Source organism: Companilactobacillus crustorum JCM 15951 (assembly GCF_001434585.1).
GTDB lineage: Bacteria > Bacillota > Bacilli > Lactobacillales > Lactobacillaceae > Companilactobacillus > Companilactobacillus crustorum.
Window position 1 is genome coordinate 51958 of the sequence record NZ_AZDB01000003.1, and the last position, 17051, is coordinate 69008.

A 17051-nucleotide genomic window follows, 5' to 3' on the forward strand; every position below is an offset into this window, starting at 1 on the left:
ATTATGGCTAAACTTAGAATTACCCTAACTAGAAGTGCAGCTCACCGCCTTCCTGCTCAACGTAAGATCGTAAAAGAACTTGGTCTTGGAAGAGTTTCAAGTTCAGTTGTTAAGCCGGATGATCCTGCTATTCGTGGTGCTGTATTGAAAATCGCTCATTTAGTTAGCGTTGAAGAAGTTAAAGATTAATAAATTTATAAAAGATTAGGAGGTGCAATAATGGAACTAAACGAACTTAAGCCAAGTGCAGGCTCAAGACACTCAAGAAAGCGTCTAGGTCGTGGTACTTCAAGTGGTACAGGTAAAACTGCTGGTCGTGGTCAAAAAGGTCAATTGGCTAGATCTGGTGGTAAGACACGTATCGGTTTTGAAGGTGGACAAATGCCTTTGTTCCGTCGTATGCCAAAACGTGGATTCAACAACATCAACCGTAAGGAATATGCTGTTGTTAACCTAAGTGATTTAAGTAAGTTTAACGATGGTGCTGAAGTTAATGTTGAAACATTAAAAGCAGCCGGTATCGTTAAGAAAGAATATAACGGTGTTAAGTTGCTTGCTAACGGTGAGGTTAGTGCTAAGTTAACTGTTAAAGTTGCTAAGAGTTCAGCCGCAGCTACTAAAGCAATCGAAGCCGCAGGTGGCACTGTAGAGGTGATCTAATGCTTGGAACTATCAGAGATGCTCTAAAGGTAAAAGAAATTCGTAAGAAGATTCTTTTTACCTTGATGTTACTTGTTATATATCGTTTGGGATCACAAATAACCGTACCGGGCGTTAATGCTGCGGCAATGGATAAAGTTGGTTCTACAGGATTAGTTCCACTATTGGATACTGTAACCGGTGGTGGTCTTTCAAACTACTCTATTTTCTCAATGGGTGTTTCACCATTCATCACGGCCCAAATTGTTGTTCAACTGTTACAAATGGACATCGTTCCAAAGTTTGTAGAGTGGAGCAAGCAAGGTGAAGTTGGTCGTAGAAAGTTAAATCAAGTAACGAGATATTTGACGATTGTTTTAGGTTTTGTTCAGTCAATCGGTATTACTGCCGGTTTTAACCAATTAAGTGGTTTAGGATTAGTTAAATTTCCTAATATGAGAGCTTTCATTACGATTGGTATTATCTTAACGGGTGGTACAATGCTTCTTACTTGGATTGGTGAGCAGATTACCGATAAAGGTTTAGGTAATGGAGTTTCCGTAATCATTTTTGCTGGTATTGTTGCTAGATTCCCTAACGGATTACAACAAATTTATCGTGATTATATTACAAATGCTAGTTCTGCAGATCTTGCTAAAAATATCGGATTCTTAGTTGGTCTTGTGATCGTTATTTTGATTGTTGTTCAATTTGTTACATTTGTTCAACAGGCAAATAGAAGAATCCCTATTCAATATACAAGACGTGCAGCAGGTAGCGGTAGTGAAAGTTTTCTACCATTGAAGGTTAACGTTGCTGGTGTTATTCCTGTTATCTTCGCTAGTTCATTTATTGTTACACCTCAAACAATTTTGATGGCGTTCCAAGCAAATCATAGTGGAGATCAATGGTATCAAGTATTAACAGAAATATTCAGTATGCAGACTACAACAGGTTCTATTATTTATACATTGTTGATTGTATTATTTACATTCTTCTATGCATTTGTTCAAGTAAATCCTGAGAAGCTTGCAGAAAACCTACAAAAACAAGGGGCATATATCCCTGGTGTTTGGCCTGGTAATGAAACAATCAAGTTCATGTCAGGTGTATTAATGAGACTATCAACCGTCGGAGCTGCGTTCCTAGGTTTGGTTTCATTGCTTCCATTATTAGCAGCTAACTTGTTCAATTTACCTCAATCCATCGGATTAGGTGGTACGAGTTTATTGATTATTGTTGGTGTAGCTTTGGAAATGGATCGTCAATTACGTGGTCTTTTGATGAAGCGTGAATACGTTGGATTTATTAGATAATTGGAGATGTGACAGACAATGAATATTGTATTGATGGGATTACCTGGTGCTGGTAAAGGTACTCAAGCTGAAAAGATTGTTGAAGATTTTAAAGTTGTTCATATTTCAACTGGTGACATGTTTAGAGCAGCCATGGCTAATAAGACAGAAATTGGTTTAAAGGCTAAAGGGTTCATCGACAAGGGTGAACTTGTTCCAGATGATGTTACCGAAGGTATCGTTCAAGAACGTTTATCTGAAGATGATGTTCAAAAAGACGGATATATGTTAGATGGATTTCCGAGAACTCTTGAACAGGCTAACGCTTTACAGACAATTGCAAAGAATGTAAACAAACCAATAGATGCTGTCATCTATATTGATGTGAAGCCTGAAACATTAGTTGATCGTTTATCTGGAAGATATATCTGTTCTAATTGTGGAGCAACTTATCATAAAATTTACAATCCTACTAAGGTTGAAGGAACATGTGACGTCTGTGGCGGACATGAATTCTATCAACGTGAGGACGATAAACCAGAAACTGTTAAGAATAGACTAAAAGTTAATATTGAAATGAATACACCATTAATTGATTTTTACGACAAGTTGAACTTGTTGCATAAGGTCAATGGTGAACAAGAAATAGATGAAGTTTATAACGAAGTAAAAAAAGTTTTACAAAGCTTGTAAGACTTTTTGCTTTGATGTTTACATATATGGAAAATTATTGTATAATTCGCCAGTATATGCAGAATAATTTCATCCCGTATGGAGGTTAATATCTTTGGCAAAAGAAGATGTCATTGAAGTAGAAGGCACAATTTCAGAAACATTGCCTAATGCAATGTTTAAGGTAAAGCTTGAAAATGGTGCTACAATTCTAGCCCATGTGTCAGGTAAAATCCGTATGCACTATATCAGAATTTTACCCGGTGACAAGGTTACCGTGGAATTATCCCCTTATGATTTAACCAAGGGAAGAATTACATATAGATATAGATAATAAGTTTTTTAATGGAATGGAGGTTCCACAATATGAAAGTAAGACCATCCGTTAAACCTATGTGCGAACACTGTAAAGTAATTAAGAGACGCGGTCGCGTCATGGTTATTTGCTCTGCAGATCCAAAGCACAAACAAAGACAAGGATAATAAAAATAGGAGGTGCAGTGATTAATGGCTCGTATAGCAGGTGTAGATTTACCTCGTGATAAGAGAATCGTTATCGCCCTAACATACATTTTTGGTATTGGCGAAACAACAGCTCAAAAAGTGCTTAAAAACGCTGGCGTATCAGAAGACGTTCGTACAAGAGACCTAACTCCTGATCAAGAAGATAAAATTCGTGCAGAAGTTGATAAGGTTCGTGTCGAAGGTGACTTACGTCGTGAAGTAAGCATGAACATCAAGAGACTACAAGAAATTGGCTCATACCGTGGTATGAGACATCGTCGTGGATTGCCCGTTCGTGGACAAAACACAAAGAACAATGCAAGAACTCGTAAAGGTAAGAAAATTAGTATTGCGGGTAAAAAGAAGTAATTATAAGATAGGAGGTTAATCATGGCACAAAGTAAAGGTCGTAAGCGCCGTACTAAGAAGCATATTGAATCTGGTGTTGCACATATCCACTCCACATTCAACAACACACTTGTTATGATTACTGATGTTAACGGTAATGCCGTTTCATGGTCATCAGCTGGTGCACTAGGATTCAAGGGTAGTCGTAAATCAACACCATTTGCCGCACAAATGGCTGGAGAAGCAGCTGCTAAAGAATCAATGGAACATGGTATGAAAACAGTTGAAGTAGCTGTTAAAGGTCCTGGTTCAGGTCGTGAAGCTGCAATTCGTTCATTACAAGCTACCGGTTTGGAAATCACAGCTATTCGTGATGTTACACCAGTTCCTCACAATGGTTCTCGTCCTCCAAAGCGTCGTCGTGTATAGAATGGTTGTATACCCATATGAACTAAGCTACACACATTTCGTTTTGAAAGGGGAACTAACCGAATGATCGAATTTGAAAAGCCAACTATTACTTCCGTTGAAGAAAGTAGTAGCTATGGTAAGTATATTATCGAACCGCTTGAAAGAGGTTATGGTACAACTTTAGGTAATTCATTACGTAGAGTTTTATTAGCATCATTACCTGGTACAGCGGTATCTGATATTCAAATAGACGGTGTATTGCATGAATTCTCAGCCATCGATGGCGTAATTGAAGATGTTACACAAATTGTGCTTAACGTCAAAAAATTAAAACTTAAGTCATATGCTGAAGACAGTTTAAAAGCAGAAATCGACGTTGTTGGTCCTGCTACTGTTACAGCTAATGATATTAAGGCTGACGATGATTTGGAAATCCTCGATCCAGAACAATTTATTTGTACTGTTGCTGAGGGTGGACACTTCCACATGCAAATGACAATTAAAAATGGTCGTGGATATACTCCTGCAGAACAAAATAAGACGGACGAAACACCAATTGGTGTTCTTCCAGTTGACTCAATTTTTACACCTGTAGAAAAAGTTAACTATCAAGTTGAAAACACTCGTGTGGGTAAGAGAAACGACTTTGACAAATTAACAATCGATATCTGGACAAATGGTTCAATTGGACCACGCGAAGCTATTAGTTTGTCAGCTAAGATTCTTACAGAGCATTTAACTAGTTTTGTAAATCTTACTGAAGAAGCTAAGAGTGCTGACATGATGATCGAAAAAGAGGAAACTCAAAAAGAAAAGAAACTTGAAATGACTATTGAAGAACTTGACTTGTCAGTTCGTTCATATAATTGTTTGAAGCGTGCCGGTATTAATACTGTGCAAGAGCTTACTGAAAAAACTGAAGCAGATATGATGCGTGTTCGTAACCTCGGACGTAAGTCACTTGTTGAAGTTAAAGAAAAGCTTGCTAATCTTGGATTGTCATTGAAGCAAGAAGACTAATAATATCAAATTCAAACAGGAGGTATAGACATGGGCTACCGCAAATTAGGACGTAACAGTTCACAAAGAAAAGCAATGTTACGCGATTTAACTACTGATTTAATCATTAATGAACATATTGTTACAACTGAAACTCGTGCTAAAGAAATCAGTCGTACAACAGAAAAAATGATAACCTTAGGTAAACGCGGAGATTTACATGCTCGTCGCCAAGCTGCTGCTTATGTTAGAAACGAAGTTGCTAACATTACAGAAGACGATGATGCAGTTATCGTTCAATCAGCTCTTCAAAAGTTATTCAGTGATATCGCACCACGTTACAAAGAACGTAATGGTGGATACACACGTATCTTGAAGACAACTCCACGCCGTGGAGACGCCGCACCAATGGTTATTATTGAATTAGTTTAATAATAATTGTTCGTTAATTTTTAAAAAATCAGTCATTCTGATGAATTAGTGAGTGTTAAGATGATGGTTATTTTTAGCCAAGTCTATCTCTGAGATCCTTTTAAAAGGGGACACTAATTTATCGAATGATTTTTTTTTGCCCAAATTTGTTATTATATAGATAACATAATTTTGAGGGAGATAACTCTTGGAAAAAATCATTTCGATCAAAGATTTAAATTATACATATCCAGATTCCCAAAATGCTGCAATTGATCACTTGACGCTCGATATTTATAAAAATGAGTGGTTATCAATTGTTGGTAAGAATGGTAGTGGTAAATCTACTCTGACCAAATTAATTGATGGTTTGATCGAGGCCGATTCGGGAACCATAGCAGTTGATGGTCAAGTTATCAATGAAAAAAATATTTGGAATGCTCGTACCAAAATTGGAATAATTTTTCAAAATCCCGATCATCAATTCGTTGGAGCAACAGTAGAAGACGATGTGGCTTTTGGATTAGAAAATCAAGGAATGCCACGAGAACAAATGCTTAAAGAAGTGGATCATGCTTTAAAGTTAGTTAAAATGGCTGATTTTAAAAAACGAGATCCCCAATCATTGTCTGGTGGACAAAAACAACGTGTTGCGATTGCAGGTGTTTTGGCAACAAGACCACAAATCGTTATTATGGATGAGTCTACGAGTATGTTAGATCCTGACGGCCGTAAGACAGTTTTGGATTTGATTCAACAATTACGTAAAGAGCAAGATCTGACAATTATATCGATTACCCACGATATTGAAGAAACTGAATTGTCACAGCGAATTGTGGTTTTAAATTCTGGTAAGATTGTAAAAGACGGCAAACCAGATGTGATCTACAATTTAGGGGCAGATTTGCAAGAATATGGCCTTGACGAGCCTTTTACTAGCAAACTAATGTCAGTATTAGGGAAGCAGTTAAAATTGCCTGACGGTTATCTGAGTGAAGGAGAGCTGAAGAATCAATTATGGAAATTACATTCGAACATGTAACACATTCTTATGACGTAAATAGCCCTACAGCTAATTTGGGTTTGGATGATGTTTCATTCACAATTAAAGATAAATTATTTACAGCTATCGTTGGTCAGACTGGTAGTGGTAAGTCTACTCTGGTAAGACACATCAATGCTCTTCTCAAACCAACTTCTGGCAGTATTAAAGTCGGTGATCGTTTACTTACTCCTGAGACTAATAACAAAAATCTCAAGCCGCTGCGTAAAAAGATTGGTATGGTTTTCCAGTTTCCAGAAAGTCAGTTGTTTGAAGAAACTGTGGAAAAAGATATTATGTTTGGACCGATGAATTTTGGAGCTACTGAAGAGGAAGCTCGAACTTCGGCACATAAAATGATTCAACTGGTTGGTTTGGATGAATCTTACTTAAAGAAATCGCCTTTTGATCTCTCCGGTGGTCAGATGCGACGGGTAGCGATAGCTGGCGTTTTAGCTAGTGATCCGGAGACGATTATTTTAGATGAGCCTACTGCAGGATTGGACCCAGTTGGTCGTAAGGAAATTATGGATCTATTTAAGCAGTTGCAAGCTGAGGGTAAAACGATAATTTTGATTACGCATAATATGGACGATGTGGCTAATTATGCTGATGAAATGGCAGTTATCCACCGTGGAAAACTCGTGGCGCACGGACTTCCTCAAGAAGTTTTCAACAATCAAGAGTTGCTTAAAGATAATCTTTTGACATTGCCTCAGAGTGCTGAGTTTGCTCAAGATTTAGCCCAAAAGGACTTCAAATTTGATCAGTTGCCAATTACGATTGCTGAATTAGGAGCTAAAATTAAACAACAGCTAAGTGGTGAAACCAATGGATAAGATAATTTTAGGAAGATATTTACCGGGTGACTCGTTGATTTATCGTTTAGATCCACGAGGAAAATTTTTATTAACATTTTACTTTGTAGGAATTGTTTTCTTGGCTAATAATATAGCTTCTTACGCATTTTTATTGGCCTTCGTATTATTTGCTGTTTATCTGTCTAAAATTAATCTTGGCTTCTTTATTAAGGGATTAAAGCCAGTCTTTTGGTTAATTCTCTTCACGGTCGCGTTGCAGCTTTTATTTACGCCTAGCAATCATCCTATTTGGCATTGGGGTATTTTTACTTTATCCAATGAGGGGCTAGTAATTGCTGGCTATATTTTTATGCGATTTATTTTGATTATTTTTATTTCTACCTTGTTGACATTAACTACGACGCCAATTGAGATCTCCGATTCGATCGAGAGCATTTTGAAGCCATTGAAGAAAGTTAAATTTCCAGTGACTCAGGTTGCTTTGATGCTGTCGATTGCTTTAAGATTTGTGCCGTTGCTTGTTGATGAGACAACCAAAATTATGGACGCTCAACGTGCACGAGGAGTTGATTTTGGAGAAGGCGGATTGATTAAAAGAATTAAGTCATTCGTGCCAATTTTGATTCCGCTATTTGTCAGCAGTTTTTCAATTGCCTATGATTTAGCAATTGCTATGGAATCACGTGGCTACAAGGATGGAGAAGGACGTAGCAAATATCGGGTCCTTAACTGGAGCAAGCGTGATAATTTGACTATATTGTTTATGGCTATTGTGACAGTGATTTTATTATTTTTACGGAGTTATTAATTTATGACAAGATATAAGTTAACCATCGCTTATGATGGCACTAAGTTTCATGGATTTCAGCGTCAAAATGAATTACGAACGGTTCAAGGAGTAGTTGAAAAAGCTTTAACTAAGATGACTAAGGGGCAACATATCGATGTAGTTGGATCAGGACGAACTGATGCAGGAGTACATGCCTTAGGTCAAGTGATTCATTTTGATTATCCTGGACAAATACCAGCTGATAATATGCAGAGAGCGGTCAATTCTTTGATGCCACTAGATATTTTGGTAAAAGATGCAACTATTGTAGATGAGAATTTTCATGCGCGCTTTGGAGTAAAGAAAAAAACTTACCAATATCGAGTTGCTTGTGGACATTATACAGATCCTTTTAAAAGGTTTTACACAGGCCACTATCCCTATGCGCTATCTGTGGATAAAATTCAAATAGCCTTGAAGGATTTAGTTGGGGAACATGATTTTTCTAGTTTTGCAGCTTCTGGTGGCGTGATTGAAAATAAAGTTAGGACTATCTATTCTGCGACAGCCGTGTATAATAAGAACAACGACGAAATAGTTTTCGAATTTACAGGCAATGGCTTCCTATATAATATGGTCAGAATTTTAGTTGCTACTCTATTAGAGATCGGTAATGGACGCAGAGATGTACATGATTTCTTGAGATTGTTTGAAGTAAAGGATCGCCAAGAAGCTCGTGGTACGGCTCCTGCAAGCGGGTTATATTTAAAAGAAGTTTTTTATTAATAATCTGTGGATAAATATTGACTTAATGGTCGAATCACAGTATTATTGTAACTGGTATTGTTTGCCCCACGATAAGCCCCGGAAACTTATTAGGTTGTCAAACAGACGTAGAAACTGGAGGAAATTAAAGTGCGTACAACACCATTAGCAAAAGCAAGTGAAGTTGAACGTAAATGGTATGTAATCGATGGTGAAGATGTTGTCTTAGGTAGACTTTCATCTGTTGTTGCTTCTATTCTTAGAGGTAAAAACAAACCAACTTACACACCTAACGTTGATACAGGTGACAATGTTATTGTCATCAATGCAGATAAAGTTAGATTAACAGGTAAAAAAGCAAAGAATAAGATTTACTATTCTCATTCAGATCACCCAGGTGGGTTGAAGAGTATTAGTGCCGGCGAAAAACAAGCTACAAAGCCTGAAAGATTCGTTGAAGATTCTATTCGCGGTATGTTACCTAAGAACACTCTTGGTCGTCAAGAAATCAAGAAGTTGCATGTTTATGCAGGTTCTGATCATCAACACCAAGCACAAAATCCAGAAATGTTGGATATCAACAAACTAATTTAAGGAGGAAAAGAATTTGGCACAAGTATCATATGCCGGAACGGGTCGTCGCAAGGATTCAGTTGCTCGTGTACGCTTGGTTCCCGGAAACGGAAAAATTACTATCAACAAACGTGATGTCAAAGATTACATTCCTTTTGACAATTTGATTGCTGATATGAAACAACCTCTAGATGTTACTGAAACAGCAGACAGTTATGACGTTATTGCTAACGTTAACGGTGGTGGCTTCTCAGGACAAGCTGGAGCAATTAGACATGGTATCGCTAGAGCCCTACTTGATGTAGATCCTGATTTCAGACCTTCACTCAAGTCAGCTGGCTTTTTAACACGTGACCCTCGTATGAAGGAACGTAAGAAACCAGGTCTTAAGAAAGCCCGTAAGGCTTCACAATTCTCAAAACGTTAATATTTATATTTTCAGTTTTGGATCAAAAAAACATCTCTCAGTGTGAGGGATGTTTTTTTGTTATGATTATCTAAAAGAAGGTTGAAAAAATGATAAATATTAAAAAGTTATCCACAAGTTATCAAACAAGAAGATTAACTTCAAAAGATGTTGATAAGGCTTTTGCATTAGTTCAGAGTAATCCAACTTATTTTGCCTATTGTCCTCCACAACCCACACGTCACAGCATGTTAGAGGATATGCAAGTTGTTCCTGCCAATAAAACGAATGAAGATAAATTTTATCTAGGCTTCTTTGAAGGTACGCAATTAATTGCCATTCTAGATTTAATTAATCAGTATCCTGATGCGGAAACTGGTTGGATCGGCTTCTTTATGGTCGATGCTAAGTATCAGAAAAAGGGGATTGGCAGTGCAATTATAAAGGAAGTATTTTTAGAACTAAAGGCAGCGGGATTAAAAGTGATTGAGCTAGCTTATCCGAAAGGTGATGCCCAAAGTGAGCATTTTTTACTGAAGAATAATTTTCAAAAAACAGGACGAGAAATTTCTGTTCCAGGATATACTGTCGTTATAATGAATTATAAGTTAGAGACGTTGTCGTAGCTGTTAGTTTGCAGAATGGTTATAATGTGGTTACTAAAGTTTTAGGGGATGAGAATATTGAAGAATAAAAAATTAGTCATTATTCTCTCACTGTTTATAATTTGGTTGCCGACAATTATAATTTTCTTTTTTTGGAAAAAGTTACCTGATAATATTGCAACTCATTATAATGCTCAAATGGTAGCTGATGGATGGAGTTCCAAAATAGTAGCGGTATTATTAATACCGTTGATTATCACGGTAATTCAACTTTTGCTTGTATATGCTATTTTACGTAATCCTAAAGCAGTAAAAACAGAGGAAATAATTTTCTTCTTTTTACCAATAATCTCAATTTTTGGTAATGGAACAATATTTTTGTCGGCTTTGGGAATGAATTTACAGAATTATCGGGAATTGATTTTGAACATTTTGTTTGGAATTCTTTTTATAATGCTCGGATTGCTTATGAGAGACGTTAAACCTAATCGAATCATTGGGGTTAGATTGCCTTGGACTTTCCAGAGCAAAAAAAATTGGAAACTGACTAATCGTTTAGCTGCTAGATTATTCTTAGTAGGGGGTATCTTGTTAATACTCTGTGGATTACTGCCAGCTTCCGGATTGACTTGGTTTATCATAGCTCTCGTAATAGTTGTACCAATTATTTACTCATATGTATTGCATCGTCAAGGTGTTTAAAAAAACTCTGATAACCGTTTAAATAGGCTATTAGAGTTTTTTTTAGTTGGAGCTGTCAACAGCTGTCCAAGTTATCGTAGTGGAGTAGGTCCCTTTAGGTTCAAAACTAGTCTGTTTTAAAAGAATACCATTGTTTTGAGACCAACTAGAGGCAATATTGAAATCTTGTTTGCCATTGCTAGTTTTAGTTCCTTGGGCAATATTAACGACTTGATTGACCAAAGAATTAGAGTTGCCCTTGGAATCAATGAAGACTAGTCCACCATTATCCCAAGTGGAGTCTCCTTTAGTTAAAGGAGTTGCCGTTGCATTTAATTTCCAAGTAGAATTTATTGCTCGCTGGTCACTGACGCTTATTGCCGAATCATCAGCTCGATGAATAGTTCTAGTAATTGGGAAGGATTGAACAGTTTCAAAGTGACTAGTAGGTGCTGCAGTGATTGTTAAATCACCAATCACGTTGATATTGTAAGTAATTGTATTTGATTTATTGTAATCTTGATCTTCAGCATAGAAGGAAACAGTATTGGCGCCTTCTTTGAGATCATCAGCTGAAACAAGGTAGTTAAAAATATCAGCAGAACTACCAGTATCTAGAGTTGCTAAGGTTGCTGCTTTATCACTTTCAGGAGTTTCTTTGCCATTAATCAATCTGTGGATAACAATTTTACTTGTATCAATTGTATCAGTTGGAGAGTAAGCAACTTGTCCACTTAAAGTAGTCTGACCCGTTGTTTTAACAGTTTGATTGTCGGAACTCTGAGCAGTTAAAGTCAGTTTTTTAGGTTGAATAATCTTAAAGGCAGGGGAGTTAACATCCTTTTGCAAATTAGAACCCTTGAAACTAGCATGTTCAGCAGCCACCTCAGTAGTTACTGAATTATCAGCTGTAGCTGTACCATTGATAGTGATTGTAGCAGATTTGTTAGTGCTGCTTAGATCTTTTTCTAGAGTTTGAGTGACATCAGTAGCAGAGCCATCAACACTAAAGGCTTGACTGCTACCGTCAATGTATTTAATTGTTCCATTTGTATAAGTGATATGAGATGGCAAATTGATATCGGCTATAATATTTTTCCAATCTTGTGAGCCATTATCGTAAGATAAGTTATATTTGAGGGATAGATCATCGCCATTGTTAACAGATTCGTTTTCATTCACTTTACGAGGTGTACCATCTGAGGAAGTTTGAGTATTGTCCTCTAATTCACTGTCTACAGATGCTTCGACAATAGCTGGAACTGAATCGAAGATAACTAGGTTGGTTTCAGTATTCTCACCAGTAGATCCAGTAAACCCCCAATACAATTTGTTATTTCCATTTAGATTAAATTTGGTAATATCCACTGGAAAAGATTTTGTTACACCAGGAGTTACAGGTTTTCCGTTTAAATCTTCATCGTCAAACTTATATGTAAGAGTTGGATCAGATGATTTGGTATCGGCAGGTTTCCATTCAATGGTCATATGATGCCATGCTTTATCAGTTAGAAAATTAGTGTTGTTATTGACTTGATAGACCGGATCTTTATGAACCATCTCAACGTAGTTTTTTGAGCCAAAAAGGGCATAGGTATTTGGATCACCTGGGTAGTTCCAAGCAATATGACTACCTGAGGTTTGGGAAACTAGTTGATGATCATATGAACTATCTGAAGCGTTCTCATCTTCAATACTATCCCCATTAAAGTAAGTATCGAATTCAATAGCTAGACTATTTTGAATTGCGGTCTTTGCTATGAGTTCTTTAGAAGTATCAGTCATTGGAACACCCCAAACCCCCATAGTTTGTCCCCCCTCTCCTTTTTCAAGTAAATCTTTATTGAAGGCATTAGGACCAGCATTCTGCAAAACGAAAGCCATTCCATCTCCATAATTGACATTTCCTCTGCCACCGCCGAACATCAGCCACATGGAGACAGTTTGATTCTTATTAATATCAATATAATTATTTTTACTATTGCCTGAGGATGATTGATTAGACCAGACTGCACCATAGGAACTTCCATACCCACTATCTGTTAAGCCAATAACATCTTTTGTGGTTTTGTTCATTGCTGCCGGGGAAGAAGTTGATGTATAAGCAGGATAGATTTTAGTTGTATTATTTCTACTGGGAATAGAGGCGATGTGGAACCAATCGGTTATATTAGCGATACCATCAGGAACGTAGTCATCACTTTGCAATAAAGCACTTGTTTGTGGATTATTTTTGACACTTGATGGATATGGAATTACTGTTGAAGCACTTGTATTTGTTTTAAAAAATATCAACAAAACAAATACTATAAAAATAGCATTTGTTAAAAACAATATTTTTTTCATGAAAATTTCCCCCTAGAAATTCAGTTAACGGTCAATAAATTAATTTTAGTACATTATATAAATGATTTGATTTTCTATTACATAAATTGTTTTTATCCAATTTGAATAATATAATTTTTGCTGAAAAAAACAGAAAATAATCTTTGAAAATATGATTTTAACCATTTTTAGAAGGGAGATGCCATGTCTAATAATAAAAAAATAATCTCACTATTTTAATTATCTAAGATAGTGAGATTATTTTTTATTTCTATTTATAAAATTAATGAGCGACAATATCAGTGTAAATTGTGATAGCGACCATAAAAAGGGTCAGTAGTAAAATTAAACCGATAAAAATTAGATGGCGCTTTTTATTAATTAGGAACACTGCCACAAACTCTCGAATCAATGCATTCGGCAAAAAGTAAAATCTGGTTGGTGCACCGACGCCATTTGCAGCCAATCCGGCCATTTTAGCGTATAGACCAGCACGAAAGATATGGTAATTATTGCTGAAGAAATTAGTATACGAAGCATTTCCTCCGGCGTCTTTTTGAATAATGGCTTTAGAAAATTGCATATTTTGTAAGGTATTGCGTGATTTATCTTCTAAGATAACTAAGTCCTGATCCCATCCGTGTTCAATAGCATAATCTGCCATAGCTTGGGCCTCAGATAATTTTTCGTCAGGGCCTTGTCCGCCAGAAAAGATTATTTTGGGAGCTGGACGTCCTTTACGGATTTGTTTGTTGGCAAATTTCATAGCTGCATCAATGCGATTTCCTAAGAGTTTAGAGACAGTATCTCCATTGATGAGACCTGCACCAAGGACAATAAGATAATTTGCTTTATAGCGTCTTGGTAAGAACTGATAGAGGAAAACGTTGACTAAGAAATTATAGGAGCACAACATCAGATACGCGCCAATAAATGGCAATCCAGAAATCAAGGTATTGAACCAGTTAGGCAAAAATCTGGCACGACTGGCCATCATGGCATTGATTATCCATAAAGCAATCAGAAAAATTGCTAAAAATAATGTCAGCATATTTGAAAGGTTATGACTTTCCCTTTTCCAAACGACAATCGCATTCCACAAGAGTAGCGCCCACATGAATAACATAGTTACAGAAATAATTCCTAAGATAAATAGGAACAATATTCCCATGATAGTAATGAACGGTAAGTTATTAGTACTAAAGATAAGTACTGCTAATTCCGTTAAGAAGCTAATAAAAAAGATAGTGAATGTAATACCGTTAATCAAACGACGTGGTTCTCTTAGCCACAAAAGAAGGAAAAATCCTAAAAGAACGACTGTTGCAATACCCCCGTAAATAGAAAACTTTTGTAAAGCATTCATATATGGGGTTAATTCATTCATAAAATCACCTCATAATCATTCCAATAATTATATTAATTTTAGCATAGCCCAGTAATAGATGATAAAAGAAGAACTGACGAAGGATGGTAAAATATAGAAGAAGAGGTGAGTCAAAATGGATATTAAATTGATTTTAAGCGATATTGATGGAACAATTTTGAATGATCAAAATTTAATTGATAGTGGTTTAAAGCAAGCTGTAGTTCAATTACGACAGAAAAATATACCTTTTGTTTTAGCATCAGCTCGATTGCCTGAAGGGATGTTGCCAATCGCTAAAGCATTGGATATTTTAGATAATCCGATTGCTTGTTATAACGGTGCTCTTATAATTAAAGATTTGCAGAAGAAAAATTATTCGACAATATTAAGCCATGAATTAGATATTGCTGAAATTAAGCAAATAATATCTACCATTCATCAGAAATTTCCTAAAGTGTCGATTAGCCTTTATTCGGGTGCAAAATGGTATGTTGAAAAACTAAATAAATGGGTCAAGATTGAAGCTGAAATTACTCGTTTAGAACCAATTGTGACTAATATCAGCGAGTTAATAGAAAACAGACAAACTCCTATTCACAAAATATTGCTAATTAGTGATTCTAATGAAATTAAGCAGGTATTGGAACATCTTCAAAAAGCTAACTTTTCTAATAGTTCATTTTACTTATCTAAACCTAATTATTTGGAAATTACTAATAGTAATGTTTCCAAAGAGAAAGCACTGCGAGAGTTATCCAAAGTGTCAAATTTAGAATTATCAGAAACAATGACAATTGGCGATAACTTCAATGATATTCTAATGTTGAAATTAGCTGGATTAGGAGTTGCAATGCAAAATGCTCCAGCTGAAGTAAAGAAATGTGCTAATGTAGTGACGGAAAGCAATAATCATGATGGTGTTTCGCAAGCCATTGAAAAATATGTTTTGTAATGAAGGAAGTGTTCATTATGGAAAAAATTACTATTATTCAGGGCGATATTTCTTATTTACCTTTTCATGTCGATGCAATTGTTAATGCTGCCAATAGTGCCTTAGTTCCTGGGGGTGGAGTAGATGGTGCTTTGAATAGAAAAGCTGGGCCAAAGTTAAGTCGAGATATGTTAGCTTTTGGTGGAACTCATACTGGGACAGCAGTTTATACTAAAGCCTATAATTTAAATGCTGACTATGTAATTCATGCAGTCGGACCTAAATATATTGATGGTGATCACGGTGAGAAAGATTTACTGACAGATGCTTATCGGGCAACAATGAATTTGGCCCAAAAGTTAGCTGTAAATTCGTTAGCAATTCCATTTTTAAGTACAGGGATTTATTGTTATCCACTTGATGAAGCAATTGCTGTAGCGATAGATACCGTTAAGGGCTTTAACGTGGATGCCAAAATATATTTTGTGGCCTTTAATTCCACAGTTGAGGAGTTGGCAAATAAACATTTAGTGCAGACTAATTAGAATATTGATTTTATGGGTACTAAAAAGTACCTATAAGACTTAAAAGTACATACTGTTCAAAAAAGATAAATCGTTTTATATTAATAGTACAAATATTTGAAAGAGGTATAGCTATGGATCTTCATTTAACAAATAAAGTAGCCCTGATTACTGGCTCAACTAAAGGTATCGGTAAAGCAATCGCAATTGAAATGGCTCGTGAAGGTACTGATGTGGTTATTAATGGTAGAAAACAACCCGAAGTCGATACTATCGTAAATGAGATCAAACAACAATTTCCAAAGACTAATCCTCAAGGAATTGCTGCTGATTTGGCCGTTAAAGCTGATCGGGAGAAATTATTTACGGAAGTTTCCAAAGTCGATATTTTGGTTAATAACATGGGGATTTTTCAACCGATGGAATATTTTGACATTGATGACGCTACTTGGGAAAAGTTCTTTCAAGTGAATGTTTTAGCTGGAAATGCGTTGGCAAAATTTTATTTGCCACAAATGTTGAAGCAGGATTTTGGTCGAATAATTTTTATTGCTAGTGAAGAAGCCATCATGCCTTCTGGAGAAATGCCTCAATACAGCATGACTAAATCAATGAATTTATCTCTAGCAAAGAGTTTATCCAAATTAACAGTTGATACGCATGTAACAATTAATACTATTATGCCAGGGTCAACTTTGACCGAAGGTGTTCAAAAAATGTTGAAAGAGATGTATCAAAATAGTGATGTTCCTGAAGAAAAGTGGGAAAAAGACTTTATGAAACATCACCGTTCTCGTTCACAAATTCAAAGATTGATTCGTCCTGAAGAAATCGGTCGTTTTACAGCTTTTGTTGCTAGTCCAGATTCATCATCATTCTCTGGGGAAGCTTTACGAGTTGATGGCGGCTTAGTACCAACAATTTTTTAGTGAGAATAAAAAATCAAAGTGGGATAAAACAT

At 36.2% G+C, this 17051-nt stretch carries 23 protein-coding genes; 21 read left to right on the forward strand and 2 right to left on the reverse strand.

Going from position 1 to position 17051, the window contains the following annotated elements:
- Positions 1-3: 3 nt before the first annotated feature.
- From rpmD to FD26_RS01600, 18 genes are all read left to right on the forward strand, one after another.
- Complete coding sequence (rpmD, locus tag FD26_RS01515; protein WP_057866676.1) at positions 4-189, forward strand: 50S ribosomal protein L30; 186 nt, start codon at positions 4-6, stop codon at positions 187-189.
- Between the two features lie 30 nt (positions 190-219).
- The gene (gene rplO, locus FD26_RS01520) at positions 220-660 is read left to right on the forward strand and encodes a 50S ribosomal protein L15 (protein WP_057866677.1); all 441 of its coding nucleotides are present in this window, start codon (positions 220-222) and stop codon (positions 658-660) included.
- Positions 660-1955 carry a preprotein translocase subunit SecY gene (secY, locus tag FD26_RS01525; RefSeq protein ID WP_057866678.1) on the forward strand — a complete coding sequence of 432 codons (1296 nt, stop codon included), beginning with the start codon at positions 660-662 and terminating at the stop codon, positions 1953-1955. The genes rplO and secY overlap by 1 nt, the downstream gene beginning before the upstream one ends.
- Positions 1956-1973: 18 nt before the next feature.
- Positions 1974-2627 carry an adenylate kinase gene (locus tag FD26_RS01530; RefSeq protein ID WP_057866679.1) on the forward strand — a complete coding sequence of 218 codons (654 nt, stop codon included), beginning with the start codon at positions 1974-1976 and terminating at the stop codon, positions 2625-2627.
- Between the two features lie 94 nt (positions 2628-2721).
- Positions 2722-2940, forward strand: coding sequence for a translation initiation factor IF-1 (gene infA, locus FD26_RS01535; RefSeq protein WP_025084427.1), 219 nt, complete (start codon positions 2722-2724; stop codon positions 2938-2940).
- Positions 2941-2972: 32 nt separating this feature from the next.
- Positions 2973-3089, forward strand: a complete 117-nt coding sequence (gene rpmJ / locus FD26_RS01540) for a 50S ribosomal protein L36 (protein WP_010018546.1) — start codon at positions 2973-2975, stop codon at positions 3087-3089.
- A 24-nt stretch (positions 3090-3113) separates the two neighbouring features.
- Positions 3114-3479 (forward strand): 30S ribosomal protein S13, encoded by a 366-nt coding sequence (gene rpsM, locus FD26_RS01545; RefSeq protein WP_057866680.1) that lies wholly within the window; start codon positions 3114-3116, stop codon positions 3477-3479.
- A 21-nt stretch (positions 3480-3500) separates the two neighbouring features.
- Positions 3501-3887 (forward strand): 30S ribosomal protein S11, encoded by a 387-nt coding sequence (rpsK, locus tag FD26_RS01550; protein ID WP_025023834.1) that lies wholly within the window; start codon positions 3501-3503, stop codon positions 3885-3887.
- A 63-nt stretch (positions 3888-3950) separates the two neighbouring features.
- Complete coding sequence (locus FD26_RS01555; protein ID WP_057866681.1) at positions 3951-4889, forward strand: DNA-directed RNA polymerase subunit alpha; 939 nt, start codon at positions 3951-3953, stop codon at positions 4887-4889.
- Positions 4890-4919: 30 nt separating this feature from the next.
- On the forward strand, positions 4920-5300 hold the full coding sequence (gene rplQ, locus FD26_RS01560; protein WP_057866682.1) for a 50S ribosomal protein L17: 381 nt from the start codon (positions 4920-4922) through the stop codon (positions 5298-5300).
- A 187-nt stretch (positions 5301-5487) separates the two neighbouring features.
- Complete coding sequence (locus FD26_RS01565) at positions 5488-6321, forward strand: energy-coupling factor transporter ATPase (protein WP_057866683.1); 834 nt, start codon at positions 5488-5490, stop codon at positions 6319-6321.
- Positions 6297-7160 (forward strand): energy-coupling factor ABC transporter ATP-binding protein, encoded by an 864-nt coding sequence (locus tag FD26_RS01570; RefSeq protein WP_057866684.1) that lies wholly within the window; start codon positions 6297-6299, stop codon positions 7158-7160. The genes FD26_RS01565 and FD26_RS01570 overlap by 25 nt, the downstream gene beginning before the upstream one ends.
- Positions 7153-7950, forward strand: coding sequence for an energy-coupling factor transporter transmembrane component T family protein (locus FD26_RS01575; RefSeq protein WP_057866685.1), 798 nt, complete (start codon positions 7153-7155; stop codon positions 7948-7950). Before FD26_RS01570 ends, FD26_RS01575 begins: the two co-directional genes overlap by 8 nt.
- Positions 7951-7953: 3 nt before the next feature.
- Positions 7954-8697, forward strand: coding sequence for a tRNA pseudouridine(38-40) synthase TruA (gene truA, locus FD26_RS01580; RefSeq protein ID WP_057866686.1), 744 nt, complete (start codon positions 7954-7956; stop codon positions 8695-8697).
- A gap of 129 nt (positions 8698-8826) precedes the next feature.
- On the forward strand, positions 8827-9270 hold the full coding sequence (rplM, locus tag FD26_RS01585) for a 50S ribosomal protein L13 (RefSeq protein WP_057866687.1): 444 nt from the start codon (positions 8827-8829) through the stop codon (positions 9268-9270).
- Between the two features lie 13 nt (positions 9271-9283).
- The gene (gene rpsI / locus FD26_RS01590) at positions 9284-9676 is read left to right on the forward strand and encodes a 30S ribosomal protein S9 (protein WP_010018559.1); all 393 of its coding nucleotides are present in this window, start codon (positions 9284-9286) and stop codon (positions 9674-9676) included.
- An 89-nt stretch (positions 9677-9765) separates the two neighbouring features.
- Complete coding sequence (locus FD26_RS01595) at positions 9766-10281, forward strand: GNAT family N-acetyltransferase (protein WP_198033234.1); 516 nt, start codon at positions 9766-9768, stop codon at positions 10279-10281.
- Between the two features lie 57 nt (positions 10282-10338).
- Positions 10339-10962, forward strand: coding sequence for an SdpI family protein (locus FD26_RS01600; protein WP_057866688.1), 624 nt, complete (start codon positions 10339-10341; stop codon positions 10960-10962).
- 42 nt (positions 10963-11004) lie between these two features.
- Here FD26_RS01600 and FD26_RS01605 read toward each other — a convergent pair whose 3' ends face one another.
- Positions 11005-13287, reverse strand: a complete 2283-nt coding sequence (locus tag FD26_RS01605; protein ID WP_057866689.1) for an L-type lectin family protein — start codon at positions 13285-13287, stop codon at positions 11005-11007.
- 262 nt (positions 13288-13549) lie between these two features.
- Positions 13550-14653 carry a YdcF family protein gene (locus FD26_RS01610; RefSeq protein ID WP_057866690.1) on the reverse strand — a complete coding sequence of 368 codons (1104 nt, stop codon included), beginning with the start codon at positions 14651-14653 and terminating at the stop codon, positions 13550-13552.
- Positions 14654-14768: 115 nt separating this feature from the next.
- On the opposite strand from FD26_RS01610, the gene FD26_RS01615 reads away from it, so the two are divergent.
- From FD26_RS01615 to FD26_RS01625, 3 genes are all read left to right on the forward strand, one after another.
- A complete protein-coding gene (locus FD26_RS01615; RefSeq protein WP_057866691.1) occupies positions 14769-15587 on the forward strand; it encodes a Cof-type HAD-IIB family hydrolase in 819 nt (272 codons plus the stop codon).
- Between the two features lie 17 nt (positions 15588-15604).
- Entirely contained in the window at positions 15605-16111 is a 507-nt protein-coding gene (locus FD26_RS01620; protein ID WP_057866692.1) for a macro domain-containing protein, read from the forward strand.
- 113 nt (positions 16112-16224) lie between these two features.
- Positions 16225-17019: an SDR family NAD(P)-dependent oxidoreductase gene (locus FD26_RS01625; protein ID WP_057866693.1), complete on the forward strand. Its 795-nt coding sequence runs from the start codon at positions 16225-16227 to the stop codon at positions 17017-17019.
- Positions 17020-17051 lie beyond the last annotated feature (32 nt).

Bases quoted from the DNA above. Each gene is read 5' to 3' on its own strand.
- rpmD (WP_057866676.1), top strand. From the start codon at position 4: ATGGCTAAACTTAGAATTACCCTAACTAGAAGTGCAGCTCACCGCCTT.
- rplO (WP_057866677.1), top strand. From the start codon at position 220: ATGGAACTAAACGAACTTAAGCCAAGTGCAGGCTCAAGACACTCAAGA.
- secY (WP_057866678.1), top strand. From the start codon at position 660: ATGCTTGGAACTATCAGAGATGCTCTAAAGGTAAAAGAAATTCGTAAG.
- FD26_RS01530 (WP_057866679.1), top strand. From the start codon at position 1,974: ATGAATATTGTATTGATGGGATTACCTGGTGCTGGTAAAGGTACTCAA.
- rpmJ (WP_010018546.1), top strand. From the start codon at position 2,973: ATGAAAGTAAGACCATCCGTTAAACCTATGTGCGAACACTGTAAAGTA.
- rpsM (WP_057866680.1), top strand. From the start codon at position 3,114: ATGGCTCGTATAGCAGGTGTAGATTTACCTCGTGATAAGAGAATCGTT.
- rpsK (WP_025023834.1), top strand. From the start codon at position 3,501: ATGGCACAAAGTAAAGGTCGTAAGCGCCGTACTAAGAAGCATATTGAA.
- FD26_RS01555 (WP_057866681.1), top strand. From the start codon at position 3,951: ATGATCGAATTTGAAAAGCCAACTATTACTTCCGTTGAAGAAAGTAGT.
- rplQ (WP_057866682.1), top strand. From the start codon at position 4,920: ATGGGCTACCGCAAATTAGGACGTAACAGTTCACAAAGAAAAGCAATG.
- FD26_RS01570 (WP_057866684.1), top strand. From the start codon at position 6,297: ATGGAAATTACATTCGAACATGTAACACATTCTTATGACGTAAATAGC.
- FD26_RS01575 (WP_057866685.1), top strand. From the start codon at position 7,153: ATGGATAAGATAATTTTAGGAAGATATTTACCGGGTGACTCGTTGATT.
- truA (WP_057866686.1), top strand. From the start codon at position 7,954: ATGACAAGATATAAGTTAACCATCGCTTATGATGGCACTAAGTTTCAT.
- FD26_RS01595 (WP_198033234.1), top strand. From the start codon at position 9,766: ATGATAAATATTAAAAAGTTATCCACAAGTTATCAAACAAGAAGATTA.
- FD26_RS01605 (WP_057866689.1), bottom strand. From the start codon at position 13,287: ATGAAAAAAATATTGTTTTTAACAAATGCTATTTTTATAGTATTTGTT.
- FD26_RS01610 (WP_057866690.1), bottom strand. From the start codon at position 14,653: ATGAATGAATTAACCCCATATATGAATGCTTTACAAAAGTTTTCTATT.
- FD26_RS01615 (WP_057866691.1), top strand. From the start codon at position 14,769: ATGGATATTAAATTGATTTTAAGCGATATTGATGGAACAATTTTGAAT.
- FD26_RS01620 (WP_057866692.1), top strand. From the start codon at position 15,605: ATGGAAAAAATTACTATTATTCAGGGCGATATTTCTTATTTACCTTTT.
- FD26_RS01625 (WP_057866693.1), top strand. From the start codon at position 16,225: ATGGATCTTCATTTAACAAATAAAGTAGCCCTGATTACTGGCTCAACT.